This is a genomic window from Phenylobacterium hankyongense, from assembly GCF_003254505.1.
Lineage (GTDB): Bacteria > Pseudomonadota > Alphaproteobacteria > Caulobacterales > Caulobacteraceae > Phenylobacterium > Phenylobacterium hankyongense.
The window spans coordinates 2,952,053-2,970,049 of the sequence record NZ_QFYP01000001.1 but is presented as its reverse complement, the minus strand read 5'-3'; the positions used below and the strand labels follow the sequence as shown (position 1 = coordinate 2,970,049).

The following is a 17,997-nucleotide window of genomic DNA, read 5'->3' as shown; positions in this document are numbered from 1 at the left end:
GGAAATTGGTGAGTCGCTGGCGCGACGCGGCTTCCCGGATTACCGACAAGCTGGCGCTGCCCAACACCGCCGCGCGACGCAATCCCTCGCTGGACGATACTCTTCATTACAGGTCTTCGTACTGGGCGTCGAACGAGATGCCGCCGGCCAGGGCGACACCAGCGCCGACCCAAAGCGTGTCTCCGGCGGCGATCCGCAGAGGCCCGGTCTCGGAATAGCCCATGTCCGTAACCGGAACCGCCGTGGTCTGCGCCAGCGTATAGGCGCCCATAACCCCGGAGTTGATCAGGTACATGGTCGTGCCGTTGTCCGGCGACCGGTACAGCTGAAGCTGCGTCGCCGTGACAGTGGCGCGCGGAATGGCCTTGAGGCCGTACAACACCGACCCGTTAGCGCCCGCGGTTAGGAGCTTCACCGCGTTTGTGCTGTCGGCATATGTGGTTTTCGCCGCGGTGCAGACGGCGTTGGCCGACTTGAGCGCCTGGGCGGTGATGATTGAGTTGGGGGTCACGGTCATGTGGGCTCCTATAGGGCGACGGCGAAGGCGATGCCGACGCCCAGTATTTTGCTGGAATAGTCGCTGAGATCAGCGGACGACGGGGTCTTCCACGACGCGGTTGCGCCGTCCGTCGTGATGAACTTCCCGGCGTTCCCGGCTTGGGCGGGCAGGTTCCCCGCGTTGTAGGTCCAGGCCAGATTGTCGGCGTAGGTCTTCGCCGCATCGACATAGGCCTTCAGCGGCAGCCCGCCGAAGGCGACGGTGTGGACCGTCGCGCCATCGCAAAAGACGACCGTCTTGTCGCCAGCATCCACCGATACCGTCGCCCCTGCCCCCGTCGAGAAGGTCAGGGTTTTGTTCGTCGCGTTGTAGACGAAGTAGCTCTTGCTCACCGACGGGATGGTGATCGTCGCGCCGGCGGCCAGCACGCCGGTGAACTTCAGCATCGCCGCGCGGGCTTCGTCGTCGCCGGCGTTGGACGTCGTCAGCGTGTAGTCGCCGGTCAGCGCCTTCGTCAGCCATCCGGCCACGGCGTAGTCGGCGTGCTGCAGGACGGCGTTCAGCTTGTCGCCCCAGAGGTTGATGTTCTCCCCGGTGAACTGCAGCTCGAACCGGAGGGATGAGGACCAGGAGGAAGGCATCAGACGATCACGGCTCCCGTGTCTTGGCGGATCCAGTGGACCCCGTCGGAATGGGCGAGGATGTTCAGGTCGCTGACCAGCGCCACACAGCGCGGATAGGCCGCCGCTGGCGGCAGCCTGGCTTGCGCCACGGCGAACACCGGCTTGGGCTCGGCGGGCTGGGCGAGGTCGAAGATCGCGTCGTGGAAGGATTTCAGGACCGCACGCACGGTCTCAGGAATCCCCGGTCCGATGGGCAACAGCATTCACAGGCCTCGTAGGATGTCGAAGGTGAGCGCCGTCCGCGGCAGCTCGGTCACGAGCGTCCGCGCCGCCCGGCTGCGGGCGTCCTTGGCGTTGATCTCTGCCAGCGCGCGCTCCAGCCGCACCTCATAGGCGCCGGCCAGGTCCGCGTCGCGCAGGAAGGGCGCGGCTTCGCACAGGGTCGCGAACAGGTAGGCGTCCGGATAGTCGGCCAGCAGCGGATTGCTCGGCGCCGCATCCGACAGCTGGAACCTGGTCAGCATCCGAAGCGTGAAGCTGTAGGCCTGGTCGCAGGGCCGGTCGAAAGCCAGGTTCGCTCCGTCCACCGTCCAGGCGCAGGGCTCGCCGCGCAGGCTGGAGGCGCCGATCAGGCTCGCCTCCCGGAACGGCAGCGCCTGGCGGCCATAGGGCCGCAGGATCCACAGCCCCAGCGGCTCGCCGAAGCCGCCCGGCAGCGGAATGGTCCGCAGCCCCACGGTCGCCGTCAGCCCCGGCTCGGCCTCGGCCAGCCGCGCCCGCAGCACGCGGTTCAGCCTGGCCTCGGCGAGGGCGATGAATTCCGGCACGCGCGCCGTCAGGTCGCCGCGCACGAGCCAGTTCGCCGCAGCCGCCTGCAGCTCGGCGTAGGTGGTGATCGCCATGATGGATCCCGCAAAGAAAAAGCCGCCCGAAGGCGGCTTGAGATGAGGTGTGGGCCCGAAGCGGCTCAGCCAAATTCGACCGATCTCTTCGGCGCGAGCCATAGCCACGCAGCGGCGACGAGAAGGCCGAACGCAAAGCTCCGGGACAGTTGGAGATAGTCTGTCCAGATGTAGCGAAAGCTGAAATTCAGCATCGGGTAGACGAAGACGAGAACCCCGTAAGCTCCGATCATCCCCATGAAGACCGCCAGGATCGAGGCTGGCCATCGACGGACACCGGAGCGTTTGGACGCCGTCCAGAGCCATATCCCTGCGACGAACAAGCCCACGTCGAGTTCACAGAGCAGGAGGAACAGTGCGTAACGGCCCCACAGTCCGCCCCCCAGGATGGCGCGGGCATAGACCCATAGGTCATGGCCCGCGAAGCCCAGTCCCAACAGGCCGACAGCCGCACTGGAAATCCTGCGAATCATCGAGGCGCCTTCACGGACCCACCGGATGGACGCCTTCCGGCACAGCGAAGCCGAAGATCTTTGCGCCCGGGTGGATCTCGTACATCAGCCGACCGTCAGGGGTTGTGAACAGCCGGGCCCTGTCTGGCAGGGATCCTGGCAGGAAGCCGGACTTGCGGATGTTGTCGACCTCGACCTGCGCCCGGTCGCTGGGCGGCGCGAGCTGACCTGAGGCTGCGATGCCCGGCGCCTGGGCCCGCACGCCATCGCCAAGGCCTCGCGTAACGCGGATCGTCCCCATTGGGGATGGGTAGGTTGCATGGGAGTTCGGCTGCGCCGTGATTGCATTCGCAACGCCGGCGATGGTGGCCTCGACGCCAGGCCGGCCCCGCAACTTCGGATACGGCCTCGCGAGTTTGTCCGCGCCATCGCTCCCGACCAGCGTGTCGCCGCCCGCGCCGGCCGCGATCGCCTGGTCCGCCCCGTTCGCGGGCGCGGACAGAGCCTGCCAAGCTTGATAGGCGCGCTGGGCTTTGTCGGCCGCGATGTCCACGGTCCGGCGGCGAAACCAGTTCGTCATCGCGTCGTCGTCGTACGGCATGCCGCCCCCTCGGAACAAATAAAGAACTTCGTTTCCCTGCTGTCAAGCTCGCCTCGGGCGGCCGTCGCCAGCCGCCCGAGGTTCAGCGGCAGGTCGCTAGTTGTTCGCCAGGCGGCAGGCGAGCTGCGGCCGCAGCGTCTTGTAGCCGTAGAGCACGTCCAGCCGGCACGGGAACTTGTCGTTGTTGATGTCGTACTGGCGCACGATCCGCATCGAGACGCCGTCGAAGGCCTCCCGCGCGGCGAAGTCCACGCCCCTGGGCATCACCATGTCGGCGCTGGCGAAGGCGAAGGCGCTCTTGTGGTAGGCCATCGAGATCCCGTGCGGTGTCGACGCCACGCCCGCCACCGAGATCGCCGCGCCGGAGGCCGGCGAAGCCGACACGTTCTGCGTCGCTCCCGTGGTGATGATCGCCGGGCTGATCGGGAAGGAGGTGGTGGTCGCCCCAGCCCCCACCGTGAACTGCTGCAGGACGCTGGTGGACTGCTTGGTCTCCGGATGCACCCGGAACACCCCGGCGATGGTGAAGACGTCGCCCGGGTTGGGGACGCCCGTGCCGGTGTTGACCGCCAGCGTGGCGCCGGTCTGGCCCGCGCCGTTCACCAGGTAGCCGGCCGCAGCGCTGCGGTTATGCGACGGCCACAGGGTGTTCTCCATGAAGTCGAACCCCGCGGTGCGGCCCATGTAGCCTTCGCGGTACTGCTTGCTGATGGTGGCCTGCTCGTTGAACAGCCCCTTCAGTGCGTCCACCAGGTCGACGTTGTCCTGGGTGTTCAGGTTCGCCGTGCGGCCGGCCAGCGGCGCCAGGTTGTCCACCAGGATCTTGCGGCCCTGCAGCACCTTGGAGAAGGTCGTCGGCTGGCCCTGGTTGTTCACCTGGTTGTAGACGTCCTTGAACATGTTCATGGCGTCCGCCTCGATGTTGGCGGCCAGCACGCTCATCGCCGGCTCCAGGATCCGGTCGGAGAAGTCGTCCAGGTTCATGGTCAGGTCGACCGAGGTGAAGTTCAGGTCGACGCCCTTCTGGGTCTGCACCTTCAGGTCCACCGAGCTCTCGGTGGTGTCCTGGGCGGCCAGCGTGGAGCCGGTCCGCACCACGTACTGGTTCGGCAGCCGCACCTTCAGGGTGTCGCCCACCTTGGCGCCCTGGCGGGCGAAGCTGTCGTCGTATTCGCGCGTGATCGAGCCCACGAAGTTGAGCTTCTGGTGCAGCACGCGCAGGGCCTCCCGCGTGACCGCGGTCGGGGTCAGGATGGCGTTGGCCATTCAAGGTCCTTTCGGATGAGGGTGTGAGGAGCCGCGCGAAAGCCCCCGAGGCGCGAATCGCGCGTGCTCGGGTGCGGCCGGCGAACGGGCCGGCGGCGGCTGGGTTGTGGGTCGGGACGGCGCCCTCGTCTTCCAGGTCGGTGGCGAAACTCGCGCGCTTGGAGAGGGATGGCCGGCTTATTTAACGTAGAGCTTCAGAGCCGTAGGATTGATGCCCTGTTGAGCGGCCGTCACAGGGGCCGGAGTTCCACCTGGGCGCGGTCTGAGCGGCGGACATTCGGCGTGTGGGGTGCGCGCCAGGAGACGACGAGCTTTCGCCCCTCCCAAGCGATCCGTATCGCTTCGCCCTCGATGGCGACGACCCGATCCTTCCTGTAGTCGAAGGCCTTGCCGGTCGGCGCCAGAACGGCCCAGGTGGCGACGCCGGTTGTGGCGCCGCAATCGACCTGGACAATGCCGGCCTTGATCGCGCCATCAGGCGAGACCTGCTGGCCCGTCAGTCGATACCCGCAGGGATTGCTGGTTGCGAACCCGATCAACGCCATAGCGATCCAGCCGACGTAGGTCACGCCGACGATCACGCTCCCGGCGACGACGCCCAGCACCACTCGCCACCACCATGTCCGGGTCAAGATCGCCCCTCCGCCACCGCCGAACAAATATAGAACGACATCGCGTCGAATTGGAAGGCCGACAACAATCGTCACGGCGTATCGTGGTATCGGACGCCTTCCCTGATCCAATACTGATCCACCGGATCGTCGCCGTACGACTGGGTGCCGAGATACGGACTACCGTATTCCGGCTTAGCCGGTCTGTTGCTCCGCCATCAGCGCGCCTTCCGCGTCTGGTCGTTACGGCGCTGCATCCACTCCTTGGTGCCGAGTTCGTCGCGGACGCCGCCGCCGCCGCCGGCCGCGCCGCCGCTGACCAGCACCGCCGGCCGCACCGCCTGGGCCTGGGCCGCCGCGCGCGATGCGCCGTCCTTCTGCCCTGTCTGCTCGGCCTGGTAGGCGCGGTGCAGGATCTTCCAGACCCGCGGGTCGGCCGCTTCGCGCAGCTCGTCGAGGGTCACCCCGAACGCCTGGGCGTACTCCACCAGCTTGGCCGCCACCTCCGGCGACCAGCCCTCGATCTCGCGCTGCAGGGTCTGACCGGTCTCCGCCATCCGCGCCGCGGCCTCGCGCGCAGCCTGCAGCTGGCTGCGCTGGGCGTGGTGGCTGATGGCGTAGGCCAGCTGGTCACGCGCCTGGGCCATGCCCTGGAAGCGGCCCCAGAGGGCCTGCGCCGCATGCGGATCCTGGGCGGCATAGGCCTGCCAGTCCACCCCGCGGAAGCTCTCCAGCTGGTGATCCAGCGCCGCCAGCCGGATGCGGTCGCCGCTCGCGCCATTCGTGGCCTGGGCGTGCTGCGCCACCGCCTGGCGGTCCGCCTCCAGCGCCCGGCGGTGCTCGGCCAGCTCCTGCGTCTTGCGGGTATAGTCCGCCTGTCGCAGGAAGGCGCCCTTCAGCGCCGCCGGCAGGGCGTGGACCTTGCCGTCCAGCTCGACCTCGAACGTGTCGTCCGGCCCCTCCTGGGGATCGAGCTCGGCCTCGCCGCCAGGCCCTTCGCGCCGGTAGAACTCGTCTTCGTCCACGGTATTGGCGTCTTGGGTGTCCATGGTGTCCTTTCGCATCAGTTGAGCCGCGGGCTGTAGGGCGGCAGGCCGGCGTTGAAGGCCTGCGCGGCGTCGTGGCCGGCCAGCAAGCCGCCGGCCAGGCGTTCCCCAAGGGGCGTGTCCGCCGGCTCGGCGGGCGTATTTTCGTTCACGCTTGTCTCCGGTGATCTCGTGGTTGCTGCGCGCGGCCGATTGCGGCAAGACTGGAACCAATGAAGAACGAGACGTCCCGACGTGGCGCCTTCTACGACCCGTTGGACGCCCAGGCGGACAAGCTTGTGGGGCTTCCTCTGGCCGTCTACGCGCTCGGGCTCTTCCAACCGGATCGTTTCGTCGGCCTCGCTGTGGCAGCCTGGGGCTTTTTCTATGCATTCATGTGGCGTTCGTGGTCCGCCGGGTCGCGGTCCGCTCCCCGCCGGGCGATACCTGGCGCGCCGCCGCGACGCTGGCCTACGGCGCCCTGCCCTTCGCGCTCTACGTTCCGCTATGGCGCGAGCTCACCACCCGCACCGCGCTGCTGATCGCCTTTCCGGTGCTCTACGTCTGGGGCGCCGTCGCCATCTGGATGGCGCTGCGGGACACGCCGCCGCCGCAGACGCCCCGGATGCGCAGCGTGATGCTGGCCGGTGCGAGTCTGATCTACGCCGCCGTGTCGCTGACGCTGCTGGGCGCCGCCGGCTTCGCGATCCTAATGCGCCTATGGTCCCCGATTGAGGGCACGATGGTTGTCAGCCTCCTGCTCGTGGTTCCCGGCCTGCCGCTGGGCGCCCTGGCCGGCTGGGCGAGCCTCAACCTGTTCATGGCCGCCCGCGTGGCGCAGTCCAGCCGTGACGCGGACGCCCCGACGATCAGCTAGGCTGTCGCCCTCGGCGCGCCACGAACCGTCGAACCCCAAGACCCATCGCCACGCCGAGCGGGGTGACTGGCAGCAAGAACGTCAAGGTCGCGGCGCGTGCGCGTGGCCGCCCGCCACCCGCAACCGATTGGTCTCCGCCTCGAAGGCCTCGATCTCCAGCTTGCGGGCCTCGTGCGCGCGGTCCTGTTGCAGGGCCGCCACCTGCGCCTTGGCCGCCGCCAGCGCCTGACCCAGCCGGGCCAGCTGCGCCTGCGCCGCCTGGACCTCGGGCGAGGCGCCGCGCGCCTGGGGCGGCAGCATGGCCTGCAGCCGCTTGGCCACCTCGTCCGCGCCCGGCCAGTCCAGGTTCTTGGCCAGCAGGTCGCCGATGACCGGCGCCGCGGCCGGATAGGCGCGGATCAGCTCGATCATCTGGTTGGCGGCCTCCTCCCGGCGGCTGGTGAAGCTCGGCCCGGACTGCACCGTCAGGTCGTACTTGCCCACCGTCAGGTCGTAGATCTTCTCGATGGCCTTCAGCTGGCCGCCGGCGCCGCCCTGAATTTGAGGCTGCGCCTGACCCTGGCCCGCCGGCTGGTTCACCGGCACGGCCTGCGCCTGACCATCCTGGCGCAGCACCCGGATAACCCGCGGCGTCGCATACACCTTGGGGATCAGGTCCAGCATGATCCGGCCGGCGTGCCGGATCGCCCGGCTCAGGTTGTCGATGTAGTGGAAGGTCGAGACGTCGCCCTCCCGCTGACGGGCCATGATCGCCCGCCCGGAGGTCTCGTTGGACCGCGCGCCCAGGCTGGCGTCATAGAGGCCCATGATCGCTTTCATGTCGTCCGAGGCGTTCAGCGCTTCCTGCAGCGCCCCTGCGGGCGCGCCGGCGAACTGTTGCCGCATCGGCGGTTCGGGGCCGTCGTATTCGATGTAGGCGTGGCTCTGGGTGTTGGCGGTCGCCCACTTGGCGCTGTCGGTCTCGAAGGCGCCCTTGCGGCCGATGAACGGGGTCTTGGGCGCCAGCGCCACCAGTTCCGTCGACGTGGTGCGCCAGTAGTTGAACATCCGCTGCGGGTCCTTGGCGTCGCGGACCAGGCTGCGCAGCCGGCGGCGGCCGTCCACGTGCAGTTCTTCGCCGTAGACCGGCACGATGGGAATGAACTTCCCCGCCCAGTCCACCGTCTCCAGCACCTCGGCGCCGGTCATGATCCGCTGCGTGACCTTGTGGCTGGCCACCGTCCGCGGCCGCCCGACCACGGAGACGCCCAGCGCGTCGAACATCGCCTTCTGCGCCTCGTAGACGGCGGCCTCGACCACCTGCCCGTCCGACAGCGCCACGATGGTCCGCGTCACCGCCTCGCGCCGCCAGTGCTCGGCCACCATCACCCGCTCGCCGTCGAGCCACGGCGCGGTCAGGCCGGCGTAGCTGTCGGCCGTCCAGTCCACCGCGTCGGCGCCCTTCCAGCGCGCCTCGAACGCGGCCTTGGGCAGGCTGTCCACCACGAAGGCGGTGTTCCAGTCGGAACTGTCGGCGGCGGTGGAATCCGGGTCGCCGTAGATCGAGAACGGGTTCGCCACCCGCTCCACCACCAGGTCCTGGTCGAAGCCGTCGTCGGAGGCGTAGCGGGTGTTGATCCGGAAGTAGCCGAAGCCGCCGGTCACCGCGAAGTCCAGCGCCGTGTCGTAGGCCACCTCCGCGTCCGACGACTGCTCGATGTGCCGGATCAGCCCGTTGAACACCTCGGCGGTCTGCGGGTCGGCGGCGTCGTCCACCGGATGGGTGACGATCGAGGGCTTGTTCTGCCGCGCGTCGTTGACGACCTGGCGGATGAAGGCTGGCAGTCGGTTGATGGTCAGGCAGGGCCGCCCGTCCAGGTCCCGCTCGCGCCGGATCTGCTCGGGCCACTGCTCGCCGAGCCGGGCGAACCGCAGATCGTCCAGCGCCTCGCGCCGGTTCTCCGCCTCGGCGTCGGCCGCCAGCTCGAAGGCCTCGCGGGCCTCCTTCAGGATATCGTCGTCGGACAAGGCTGCGCCCCAATAGCAAGCGCCCGCGCGAGCGGGCCCGGCGGGTGATCGCGGCCCACGAAGGCCGCAGCGGAAATGAAGGACAGAAGCGCCGGAAGCCTCACCGCACCGCGGCGGACGCACCAATCAACGCTGACCAAACTCTACCGGAAACGCGCGCGGCTGTCAAGAACAAATGCGGAACATTTGGCAAGCCTTGGTCACGGAGAGCGCGGGCGGCGGCCTAGGTAGCCGCAAACGCGCTCCAATGAAGACCACCGCCCGGATGACTGAAGTTGTCCGGCACGATGTAGGCGCCATCCCGGATCTCAGCGATGCGCAGCGCCTGGCCATCGCGGATGTCGGCCCATTGGTCGATCATGGCGTTCAACCCACGCACGCGCTCAGACGGTCGGTAAAAGACGACCTGCCCTACGTGAAACGGACAAGCTTCAGGTTCGGCCATCTCGCGACGCTACACGAAGGGCCCCTCACCGTCACCGGCGCGCGACCGCCGCCACCTTCGACTCGCCCCGCCGCGGCACGTATTCGTCCTCGCCGAACACGCCCCAGGCGCGGGCGAGCATCACGTAGATCGCTGTCCCGATGAGCAGCGGGACCTCGTAGGCCATCAGCGAGGACACCAGCAGGCCCGGTTCGATCTGTTGGAGCCAGGCGACATACACCGCGGGGCCAACCAGGGCGGCCACGACGAACCCTGGCCGCAGGAACGGGAACGTGGGTCGAACGAGATGGCGCCTGAGCAACAGGAACAGCGGCCCCGCCGTCAGGCAGAACATCACCGCCGCCAGCCCCCACCATGCGGCGAACACCAGGATCTCGCTGTTCGCCGCGTCTCCGTGCAAGAGGACCAGCCCGACGACGTAGTACGACAGCCCCGCGATCGCATAACCGCACGGCATCGCCAGCGTCAGCGCGGCCCAGGACCGCAGAAATCGTCCCAGGGCCGTGGCGACTTGAAGCGCCCGTTCCTCCGAAAGCATTCGCGCCCTCAAGGCTGCAACTTCGACAGGTCTTGCCGGTGATATTCGATCCGCAGGCTGCACGCAGCCAGAACCACGACGAGCTTGCTACGCACCATCAGCCTCCCCGGGAAGCCTCACCCTACCGCGCCGCGCGCACCAATCAACGCTGACCAAACTCTACCGGAAACGCGCGCGGCCGTCAAGAACAAATGCGGAACATTCCCCGCCGGGATGAATCCCACGGCCCCGCTCGTTGTTCGCCTTGGATCGCCGCGGGCAGGAGCACGGGATGGACTATCGCGCATATCTGTTGAGTCCGGCGGGCGGCATCCTGGCGGCGCGCGACCTCGAGGCCGACAGCGACGCCGAGGCGCTGGACGCCGCGGCCGCGATCCGCCACCCGCACGCCATCGAGGTCTGGCGGCGCGCCGAGCGCATCGGCTGCGTCCAGGGCGGCGAGGACTGAAGCAGTTCGCGCCCTCTATTCAGAACAGGCCGGCCTGCGCGGGAAAGCCGGCGGTCATCTGACCTTGGCGGTCGCCGCCAACTGACCGTTGTTCATTTGACAAACCTCAACGACGACCTCTGCGGCACTTTGCCCGCGGCGGAAGATCAGCTTGGCCGCGGCCCGAAATCGGCGCCTAGATGTGGCCATCGGGGGGACCAGGACCGGCATGACGGCCGAAGCGGCAGGTGGCGCACAGGCGCAGCGGAGCCTCGCGCGCAGCGCGACCGGCGTCCTCGTCGCCGGGCTCCTCGTCCTGGCCGCCGCCCTCGCGCGCGCCTGGCTGGGCGCGCGCTTTGCGGGGATCCTGCCGTTCAGCCTGTTCTTTCCGGCCATCCTGGCGGCGGCGCTGTTCGGCGGGACGCTCGCCGGGATCGTCGCCCTCGCGCTCAGCGTCCTGGTCGGCTGGTACTATTTCCTCGACCCCTCAGGCTTCCACCTCGCCACCCCGGCGCGGAGCGTCAACCTGGGGCTCTTCGTGCTGTCGGGCGCCCTCGTCGCCCTGGTCGGCGCGCGCCTGCACAGGGTGGTGGGCGAGCTCAGGTCCGCCAACGCGGCGCTGTCGGAGCGCGAGCTGCGCTACCGCACCCTGTTCGATTCGGTCTCCGACGGCTTCGCCCTGGTGGAGGGCATCTGGGCCGAGGACGGCAAGCTCGCCGACTACCGGGTGCTCGAGGTGAACCCGGCCATGCTGCGGATCCTCAACACCGACCTGTCGGTGGTCGGTCGCCGCCAGAGCGAGATCCTGGACGCGACCCCGCCGGCCTGGCTCGCCGCCTGCGAGGCGGCGCTGCGCGGCGAGGCCATCAGCTTCGAGTTCCACGCCCCCGGTTCCGAGCGCTGGTACGAGATCCGCCTGAGCCGGGCGGCCGAGAACCAGCTCGCCCAGTTCGTCGTCGACATCACCGACCGCAAGGCCGCCGAGCGCCGCCAATCCGAGCTGTTCGACGAGCTGAACCATCGGGTGAAGAACAACCTCGCCCTGGTCTCCTCGATGCTCGCCATGCAGGGCCGCGCCGCCGACCTGCCGGCGGTGCGCGAGCACCTGGCCAAGGCCGTCGACCGGATCCAGACCATCGCCGACGTCCACGCCAGCCTCTATCGCACCAGCAGCCAGGACGAGGTCGACTTCGCCGCCTACCTGCAGGACCTCTGCGCCCGGCTCTCAGGCGCCCTGCTGGAGGACGACCGCGTCCGCATCGAGGTCACGGCGGAGCCCGCCGCCCTGCCGCTGGACAAGGCGGTGTCCCTCGGCGTGGTGGTCAACGAGCTGGTGACCAACGCCGCCAAGCACGCCTATCCCGCCCCGGCCCGCGGCTCAATCTCGGTGAGGCTGGGCCATCGCGACGGCGACCTGACGCTCTCGGTGAGCGACTGCGGCACCGGCTTGCCCGGCACGCCGTCCGCCCATGGACTGGGCATGCGCCTGGTCCGCTCCCTCGTGCAGCAGAACGGCGGCACCCTGGATATCGAGCATCATCCCGGCGCCACCTTCACCATCACCCTGCCGGGGCGCGGCCTGCTCCCCCGCGCCGCCGCGCGTTGAAGCCCGCGCGACAGGCATGCTAGGCCGCCGTCATGCCCGACCGCGACCTGCCGCCGACCTCCGACGCTGACGCGGCCCTGGCGCTGGGCGTGCGGCTGATGCGGCAGGGCGACCTCGACGGCGCCCGGATTTCACTTGAGGCCGCGGCCCGCAGCCGGCCCGGCGACCCGGACATCCAGCTCAACCGCGCGGCGCTCGGCGCGGCCTATCTGGCGCAGGGCCGCTACGCCGAAGGCTGGCCGCTGATCGAGGCGCGGATCGGCCTGCGCCCCGACCTGGTGCCGCTGGTCTCGCCCAGCTTCCCGGAATGGCGCGGCGAGCCGCTGGCCGGCAAGTCGATCCTGGTGTGGGTCGAACAGGGGCTCGGCGACCAGATCATGTTCGCCCGGTTCGGCGCCACTCTCGCCGCCCTCGGCGCGCGGGTGACGCTGGGCTGCCGGCCTTCCCTCGCCGCCCTGTTCCGCACCATCCCCGGCGTGGACGAGGTGATTTCCGTGCCGGTGGGGGCAGGCGTCGCCGTCCCCCGGCACGACTACTGGTCGCGCTACTTCTCCCTGCCCTACCGGCTGGGAACCACGCTCTCGACCCTGCCGTCCGCGCCCTATCTCAGCGCGCTCTCGGAGCGCCCCGCGCCGACGCCCGCCGCCCGCATCGGCCTCGTCTGGCGCACCAGCCCGACCGGCGCCGCGGCGGCGCGCAAGTCGCTGCCGGAGCCGCTGGCGCAGGAGCTTCTGGCGCTGGGCGCCGTCAGCCTGCACCCCGAGGACACCGGCGCCCGGGACTTCGCCGACACCGCCGCCATCGTCGCCGGCCTCGACCTGGTGATCGGGGTTGACACCGCCGCCGCCCACCTGGCCGGCGCCATGGGCAAGCCGGTGCGGCTGCTGCTGCCGTTCGACGCCGACTGGCGCTGGATGCGCGACCGCGCGGACTCGCCCTGGTACCCCTCGATGCGCCTGGTCCGGCAGCGCACGCCTGGCGACTGGCGCGAGGTGGTCGACCGGGTGCTGCCGGAAATTGCGCCTCGGGGCCAGGGCGGCTAGGTTGCCCCCATGGGGCGGCTACGGACGATCATTCTCGGCGTGACCGGTGCGGCGCTGTCCGCCGCGGTCGCGGCCGCCCAGACCCGGGCCGCCACCGGCGGCTCGGTCACGGTGATGGACCCCATCGCGCTCAGCCAGGGCGCGCAGATGACCCAGGGCGCGGTCGCCCGGCCCGGCGCCGGTCCGCTCAGCCTGTCCACCGCCACCTACACGCTCACCGGCCTGGGCGGGGAGACGTTCAACGTCACCGCGCCGGCCAGCATCGCGCTCCACCGCGCCGGCGGCCCGGAACAGCTGCAGCTCACCCTGACCCCCAGCCAGACCACCGGCCTGGTGGCCGGCCCCGCCGGCGCCCCGGGTTCGACCACCATCGGCGTCACCGGCAGCGCGCCCGTCTCCGGCGCCACCGCCGGCGGCCTCTACGTGGGCGAGTACGGGCTCACCGTCGCCTACCCCTGATATCTTTCGTTGGGGCGCGAACCTATCAAACAGCAAGCCGTTGGGGGGTGATGAACCTCAACGCCGCCTCGGTCGACGAGCTGAAGACGCTCCCCGACGTCGACGTCGCCAGCGCCTACGACCTGCTGCTCTGGCGCCCCTACCGCAGCTGGGAGGAGGTCGCCCTCGTCCCCGGCTTCGACGAGGAGCGCGCCGGGGCGCTGAAGGCCGCCGGCGTCACCCTGGGCGCCGAGAGCGCGCCCGCCTGGCAGGCCAACTGAACACCTAGCGCATCCACCCCAGGCTCTCGCCCAGACCCGCCCGCCCCGGCCGCTTCACCGCCGGCGCGCCCAGCCGGTTGACCGCGAACTCCCCGAAGGCGTCGGCCCCGTGGCTGGCCTCATCGTGCAGCGGCCCGGCGTAGGTCCGCGTCGCCCGGCTCCAGCGCTTGCGGTAGGCCCGCAGGCGCTCCAGCCCCACCGCACAGGCCTGGCCGTCGAACCAGGCGATCGGGATCATCAGCCGCGCGGCGTTGATCCGCTCCTCGGGATCGCAGGCGCTCCCCACCGAGATCGGCCGCACCCCCAGCGAGCCCAGGGTTTCGAACCGCGAGCGCCCCGCCGCCCCCAGCTCGCGCACCATCACGTCGTGCGGCAGGTGGTGGGTCCCATAGACGTAGGGCCTGGCGGCGATCGCCTGGCGGACCACCTGCTGCAGCCCCTCGCCGCGGGTCTCGAAATAGTCGATGGCGCGCACCTCGCGCCCCACCTGCTGGAAGAACCAGACGGCGGTGTAGTCGTCGATGCCCAGGTCCCACGCGGTGTCGACCTTCAGCGCCGGGTCGTAGGGCACGCGGCCGATCCGCCCGGCCTTCTCCGCCTCGCCCAGCAGGCTGGCGTAATAGGCGCCCGGCGCGGCGGCGTCGAAGTCCACCAGGTACTCCGAGGCGAACCGCGCATGCCCCTCCTCCTCCGAGCCCATCTCGGCGATCAGCTCGGCCCGCTCCTTCGCCAGCTGCTCGGGCGTGAAGACGTCGGTCTCCGTGGCCGGCGAGCGCAGGCAGAACCAGTCGGCGTCGCGCCTGCGGCTCTCGAACGCCCGCGTCGCGTGCCCCCGCCCGCGCGGCGTCCACAGGAACAGCGCCCAGCCGCCGTTCTCCGCCAGGATCGGGCGGATGAAGTTCCACGCCTCGGGCTTGGCCAGCGACCATTCGGAGAACACCACCCCGGCCGGCGAGGCGCCCACCAGGCTGTCGTAGTTGTCCGACCCCGCCACCTGCCAGGTGGAGCCGTTGGCCAGATCGAGCTTCATCTCACTGTTGTGCCGCGCCACCCGCAGCTCCGCCGGAAACGCCTCCTCGATGCGCTTCTTGCCGGTGTGCGGGTTGACCGCGTCCCAGATCGCCTTGCGGCCCTGGCTCGCCTCCGGCAGCAGGTGCCAGTAGCCGCCGGGCCGCTCCGAGGCGGCCAGCGCCGCCCAGTGCAGCGCCACCTCGTCCTTGCCCCAGCGCCGGTGCGCCGCCACGTCGGCCCGCGTCCCGCCGTCCAGCAGGTAGTTCCAGAGGTCGAGCTGGTATTCCCGCGGCTCCCACGTCAGCGGCAGCCGCAGCTTCGGCGTCCGGCTGCGGCTCACAGGATCTCCCCGTCGAGCCCGTCGTCGCCAGCTTCGCCAACCTCGTCGCCGAAGTCGTCCTCGTCATCGTCCGGCTCGGGCGGCGGTAGAACCTCGCGCACATAGACCGTGCCGTCCGGCCGCGTCGCGCGCTCGAACCGACGCACCTCGATCACCAGCCGCCGCTCGCCGCCCCCCGCGCCGTTCGCCTCGGCCTTCGCGCCATAGAGGTGCGGCGCCCCTTTGGCCGCGCGCCATTGCAGGGCGCTGACGTGCAGCCGGTCGGCCGAGACGGTGGCCGCCGTCGCCGCCTCCGCCACCACCAGCGCCTTGTCGGCGCGGAAGTCGGCGCACATCTCCTTGGCCTGGGCGTAGGCCTCGGCGAACTCCGGGTGCTTCGCCCGCCATTGATAGAGCGTGCCGTAGGACGGCATCCGCCCGGTGTTGCAGATCCGGAACCAGACCTCGCCCTGCGCCAGCCGCTCGCAGATCTCCTGCGCCACCTCCGGCGAATAGCGGATCAGCGTCCGCACGCCATTGGCGTCGGGCTGCTTCTTCGCAGGCACAGGCTGCCTGCGCCTCGACCCCTGCGGCATCGAGAGCTCCTTTGGATGATGGAATTGGTGAGGCCGCGCGGCCGGGCCGAACGCCGGCGCGCGTCGATAGTCCTGAGGCTTGGGCGCGGTCGAACCGGCGCGCAGACGCTCAGGCGGGCTGCGCGATCCGCGTCGGGCTGAGTTTGAAGCCCAGCGCGTGGGCCACCTTCATGACCGTGGAGAATTCGGGATTCCCCTCCACGCTTAACGCCTTGTAGAGCGCCTGCCGGCTCAGGCCGGTTTCCTCCGCCAGCTGCGACATCCCCCGCGCTCGGGCGACCACGCCCAAGGCGTGCGCGATGACAGCGGAGTCCTCGGATTCGAAGGCGTCGACGAGGTATTCCTCGATCGCCTCCGGCGTATCCAGCACGAGCGCGGAGTCATAGGCGTCGGTCTCAATCGCCAACTTATTCATCGGCCTGAAGGACCTCGATCACCACTGCGGTGTGTAAACCATAGGCGACAATTATCAACCCTGGACGGCACCTTTCGTTCTCAGGCGCCGCAGGCGCGCGCGGCGCCCATCAAGGTAGGGCTCGGTTGCATCAGCCGACCCGTCGATAGAACCGGGGATGCCGCGGTGGTAGGCCAGACTGAATCTCGCGGATTTGGGTTTGAGGCGTATGTATACTTTGCAAACCTTCTCGGCGACCGTGCTAGCGTAAGCATGCTTTCTGGGGGATCGCATGGAGCGTCGGCAGATCATCGCTGGGATGGGCGCGGGCGTATTCGCTGGCGGCTCCGCGACAATGCTAGCGTCACTTCAGCCGGTCTTGGCTCAGTATCATCCGCTCCTGTCAGCGCTTGGCTTCTGTGGTCTGACGGGCGGTTTCACTACCTGGTTTGTGCTTTGGGCTACAGCTGAGCCTAAAGTCGCTTCGGCGAAGCCTATTGCACCAGAGCTCAAGCCCGCGGTCATCATAATGGGCAAGGGTCCGGAGACCGAAGAGAGGCCCAGCTTCGCTCTTCCACGCTACGAGCCCCGGGGAACGCCCAGCATGTCTCTAGCGAAGGCGTTTAGGCTTGTGCGGGGTTCGCAGTGGACGGCAGACCATGAGGCCGGAGACGGGGCCATTCTGCGGGAGATGGCGGACAAGCTCTACATGAACAGTCTGACGGCGTGGGGTCGGGTAAACCCGGAAGGTCGACCTGAGTTCATCCCGCCGTCTCGGTGGGAAAACCTGCGCCTCGATCACTCTACAGGGCGCGCAGAAGGCAAGGATGGCGCTGTGCTGCACGACATTCAATTTGACGGCGCCTGGGTGGAAATGACTTGGCCGCGACGCCAGCCCAGGATGACTGATAGAGTTTAGTCGGCTTCCTCGTCCTTCGGCGGGTGCTGAGGCGCTATCCGCCGCACTTGATCTTCTTAGCCTTGGGGCCGTCCACGCCGAGCGCGGCGCGGTTGGAAAAGCGAAAATCGGAATGGCTAGGCTTGTGCGGCTTGTGCGGGACGTTCACGGACCGGGCGTTCTGCGCTCGCAACGCTCCGTGCCTGGGCCGCCTGATTCGTCGCAGCTCCAATCCGACACGAACGCCCTCTTATTCAGAGGCGGTTGGTTGATCCTGGCGATGGTCCCGCCCACCACGAGAACGAGGATGAGCAGAATGATCGCCGCAGCGGGCAAGTAGTCTCGGAATCTCATTCAGGCTTGCGGGCGGTCTCGGGGGTCCGCCGGCTCTTTGGAGGAGACTTAACCGTCATGGCCAGCAAGGTAGCGGAGGAAGAGCCGAACGACCACGCCGGTAGAATGGCCACGTTCTTACGCGCGTGGGGCATCGCCGAGATGACCTTGGACATGTGCATCAGGACCATCTTTCTGAAACACGAGATGCGGACACCAAGGCCGCCCGTGCCCGTCACGCTAGAGCGCAAGCTGGCGTACTTCATGGAAGCCCACGAAACGATTCCGGCCCTGGCGCCGATGCTAGACGACGCCCGGCAGATCGATGCGAGGTTCATGCGCGAAAAGGATCTGCGGAACACGATCGTCCACGGCGCGCCCATCAAGTACGAACACGATGGGACGGTTCACTTCCTCCTACTTCGACCGCACAAAGGCTTGCCCGAGTATCAGCTTCGCACCGTGCGACCAAAGGACTGGCAGCGGCTGCAAGACAACAACATTCACCTATGGCTGCTGCTCTTCATCGCAGTTTTCTGCCTGGACCCTCCGCCCGACATCGACAATCCCAAGCAGACGGATCGCGAACGCTCCATGCAGTTCGCGGCTCGTTTCCCTGGCAGCAAGCGCCTGCGTCGACTCTTGCAGGAGATCGTTGCAAGCCGGCCCTGAAATCAACCGCCCCAACGGCCATTGGTCCCTGTCCTATTGGGACAGCCGCACACCTCACTCCGCCGGCCCTCCGCCCAGGCCTTCACCCGATCGGGCTCTAGCGCCGGGGCGAGCCCGCGGCCGGCCGCCCTTG

The 17,997-nt window shown here is 69.0% G+C and carries 23 protein-coding genes; 7 read left to right on the top strand and 16 right to left on the bottom strand.

The genetic code is table 11. The annotated features are described in order from the left end of the window. Positions 1–106: 106 nt before the first annotated feature. The 10 genes from DJ021_RS14210 to DJ021_RS19295 form a co-directional block, all read right to left on the bottom strand. Entirely contained in the window at positions 107–517 is a 411-nt protein-coding gene (locus tag DJ021_RS14210) for a hypothetical protein (protein WP_111458175.1), read from the bottom strand. A gap of 8 nt (positions 518–525) precedes the next feature. Next, positions 526–1,140: a hypothetical protein gene (locus DJ021_RS14205; RefSeq protein WP_111458174.1), complete on the bottom strand. Its 615-nt coding sequence runs from the start codon at positions 1,138–1,140 to the stop codon at positions 526–528. Next, positions 1,140–1,385 (bottom strand): hypothetical protein, encoded by a 246-nt coding sequence (locus DJ021_RS14200; protein ID WP_111458173.1) that lies wholly within the window; start codon positions 1,383–1,385, stop codon positions 1,140–1,142. The genes DJ021_RS14205 and DJ021_RS14200 overlap by 1 nt, the downstream gene beginning before the upstream one ends. Beyond that, complete coding sequence (locus tag DJ021_RS14195; protein ID WP_111458172.1) at positions 1,386–2,024, bottom strand: phage adaptor protein; 639 nt, start codon at positions 2,022–2,024, stop codon at positions 1,386–1,388. A 65-nt stretch (positions 2,025–2,089) separates the two neighbouring features. Further along, on the bottom strand, positions 2,090–2,497 hold the full coding sequence (locus DJ021_RS14190; RefSeq protein ID WP_111458171.1) for a hypothetical protein: 408 nt from the start codon (positions 2,495–2,497) through the stop codon (positions 2,090–2,092). Between the two features lie 10 nt (positions 2,498–2,507). After that, positions 2,508–3,077: a hypothetical protein gene (locus DJ021_RS14185; RefSeq protein WP_111458170.1), complete on the bottom strand. Its 570-nt coding sequence runs from the start codon at positions 3,075–3,077 to the stop codon at positions 2,508–2,510. Between the two features lie 96 nt (positions 3,078–3,173). After that, entirely contained in the window at positions 3,174–4,343 is a 1,170-nt protein-coding gene (locus tag DJ021_RS14180) for a P22 phage major capsid protein family protein (protein ID WP_111458169.1), read from the bottom strand. A gap of 230 nt (positions 4,344–4,573) precedes the next feature. Beyond that, the gene (locus DJ021_RS14175; protein WP_133255032.1) at positions 4,574–4,975 is read right to left on the bottom strand and encodes a hypothetical protein; all 402 of its coding nucleotides are present in this window, start codon (positions 4,973–4,975) and stop codon (positions 4,574–4,576) included. A gap of 197 nt (positions 4,976–5,172) precedes the next feature. After that, entirely contained in the window at positions 5,173–6,003 is an 831-nt protein-coding gene (locus DJ021_RS14170) for a hypothetical protein (protein ID WP_133255031.1), read from the bottom strand. 14 nt (positions 6,004–6,017) lie between these two features. After that, positions 6,018–6,152, bottom strand: a complete 135-nt coding sequence (locus DJ021_RS19295) for a hypothetical protein (protein WP_279386491.1) — start codon at positions 6,150–6,152, stop codon at positions 6,018–6,020. 233 nt (positions 6,153–6,385) lie between these two features. On the opposite strand from DJ021_RS19295, the gene DJ021_RS14165 reads away from it, so the two are divergent. Continuing rightward, complete coding sequence (locus DJ021_RS14165; RefSeq protein ID WP_133255030.1) at positions 6,386–6,856, top strand: hypothetical protein; 471 nt, start codon at positions 6,386–6,388, stop codon at positions 6,854–6,856. Positions 6,857–6,937: 81 nt separating this feature from the next. Here DJ021_RS14165 and DJ021_RS14160 read toward each other — a convergent pair whose 3' ends face one another. The 3 genes from DJ021_RS14160 to DJ021_RS14155 all read right to left on the bottom strand — a co-directional run bounded on the left by DJ021_RS14160 (position 6,938) and on the right by DJ021_RS14155 (position 9,846). Beyond that, positions 6,938–8,863 carry a portal protein gene (locus tag DJ021_RS14160; RefSeq protein ID WP_111458165.1) on the bottom strand — a complete coding sequence of 642 codons (1,926 nt, stop codon included), beginning with the start codon at positions 8,861–8,863 and terminating at the stop codon, positions 6,938–6,940. Positions 8,864–9,086: 223 nt separating this feature from the next. Next, complete coding sequence (locus tag DJ021_RS18740) at positions 9,087–9,308, bottom strand: hypothetical protein (protein WP_133255029.1); 222 nt, start codon at positions 9,306–9,308, stop codon at positions 9,087–9,089. A gap of 31 nt (positions 9,309–9,339) precedes the next feature. Beyond that, positions 9,340–9,846: a hypothetical protein gene (locus DJ021_RS14155; RefSeq protein ID WP_111458164.1), complete on the bottom strand. Its 507-nt coding sequence runs from the start codon at positions 9,844–9,846 to the stop codon at positions 9,340–9,342. A 271-nt stretch (positions 9,847–10,117) separates the two neighbouring features. Here DJ021_RS14155 and DJ021_RS18965 point away from each other — a divergent pair, with 271 nt between their 5' ends. The 5 genes from DJ021_RS18965 to DJ021_RS14135 all read left to right on the top strand — a co-directional run bounded on the left by DJ021_RS18965 (position 10,118) and on the right by DJ021_RS14135 (position 13,641). After that, positions 10,118–10,294, top strand: coding sequence for a hypothetical protein (locus tag DJ021_RS18965; RefSeq protein WP_165837227.1), 177 nt, complete (start codon positions 10,118–10,120; stop codon positions 10,292–10,294). Between the two features lie 208 nt (positions 10,295–10,502). Further along, entirely contained in the window at positions 10,503–11,879 is a 1,377-nt protein-coding gene (locus DJ021_RS14150) for a sensor histidine kinase (protein ID WP_133255028.1), read from the top strand. Positions 11,880–11,911: 32 nt separating this feature from the next. Next, entirely contained in the window at positions 11,912–12,922 is a 1,011-nt protein-coding gene (locus DJ021_RS14145; RefSeq protein WP_111458162.1) for a hypothetical protein, read from the top strand. A 9-nt stretch (positions 12,923–12,931) separates the two neighbouring features. Beyond that, a complete protein-coding gene (locus DJ021_RS14140; protein ID WP_111458161.1) occupies positions 12,932–13,381 on the top strand; it encodes a DUF4402 domain-containing protein in 450 nt (149 codons plus the stop codon). Between the two features lie 50 nt (positions 13,382–13,431). Beyond that, positions 13,432–13,641 (top strand): ComEA family DNA-binding protein, encoded by a 210-nt coding sequence (locus DJ021_RS14135; protein WP_111458160.1) that lies wholly within the window; start codon positions 13,432–13,434, stop codon positions 13,639–13,641. A gap of 4 nt (positions 13,642–13,645) precedes the next feature. On the opposite strand, the gene DJ021_RS14130 is transcribed toward DJ021_RS14135, so the two are convergent. The 3 genes from DJ021_RS14130 to DJ021_RS14120 form a co-directional block, all read right to left on the bottom strand. After that, positions 13,646–14,992: a hypothetical protein gene (locus tag DJ021_RS14130; protein ID WP_111458159.1), complete on the bottom strand. Its 1,347-nt coding sequence runs from the start codon at positions 14,990–14,992 to the stop codon at positions 13,646–13,648. Next, a complete protein-coding gene (locus DJ021_RS14125; RefSeq protein ID WP_111458158.1) occupies positions 14,989–15,537 on the bottom strand; it encodes a terminase small subunit-like protein in 549 nt (182 codons plus the stop codon). The genes DJ021_RS14130 and DJ021_RS14125 overlap by 4 nt, the downstream gene beginning before the upstream one ends. 139 nt (positions 15,538–15,676) lie before the next feature. Next, positions 15,677–15,973, bottom strand: a complete 297-nt coding sequence (locus DJ021_RS14120; RefSeq protein WP_424443922.1) for an addiction module antidote protein — start codon at positions 15,971–15,973, stop codon at positions 15,677–15,679. A 1,297-nt stretch (positions 15,974–17,270) separates the two neighbouring features. On the opposite strand from DJ021_RS14120, the gene DJ021_RS14115 reads away from it, so the two are divergent. Further along, entirely contained in the window at positions 17,271–17,864 is a 594-nt protein-coding gene (locus DJ021_RS14115) for a hypothetical protein (protein WP_111458156.1), read from the top strand. Positions 17,865–17,997: the final 133 nt, after the last annotated feature.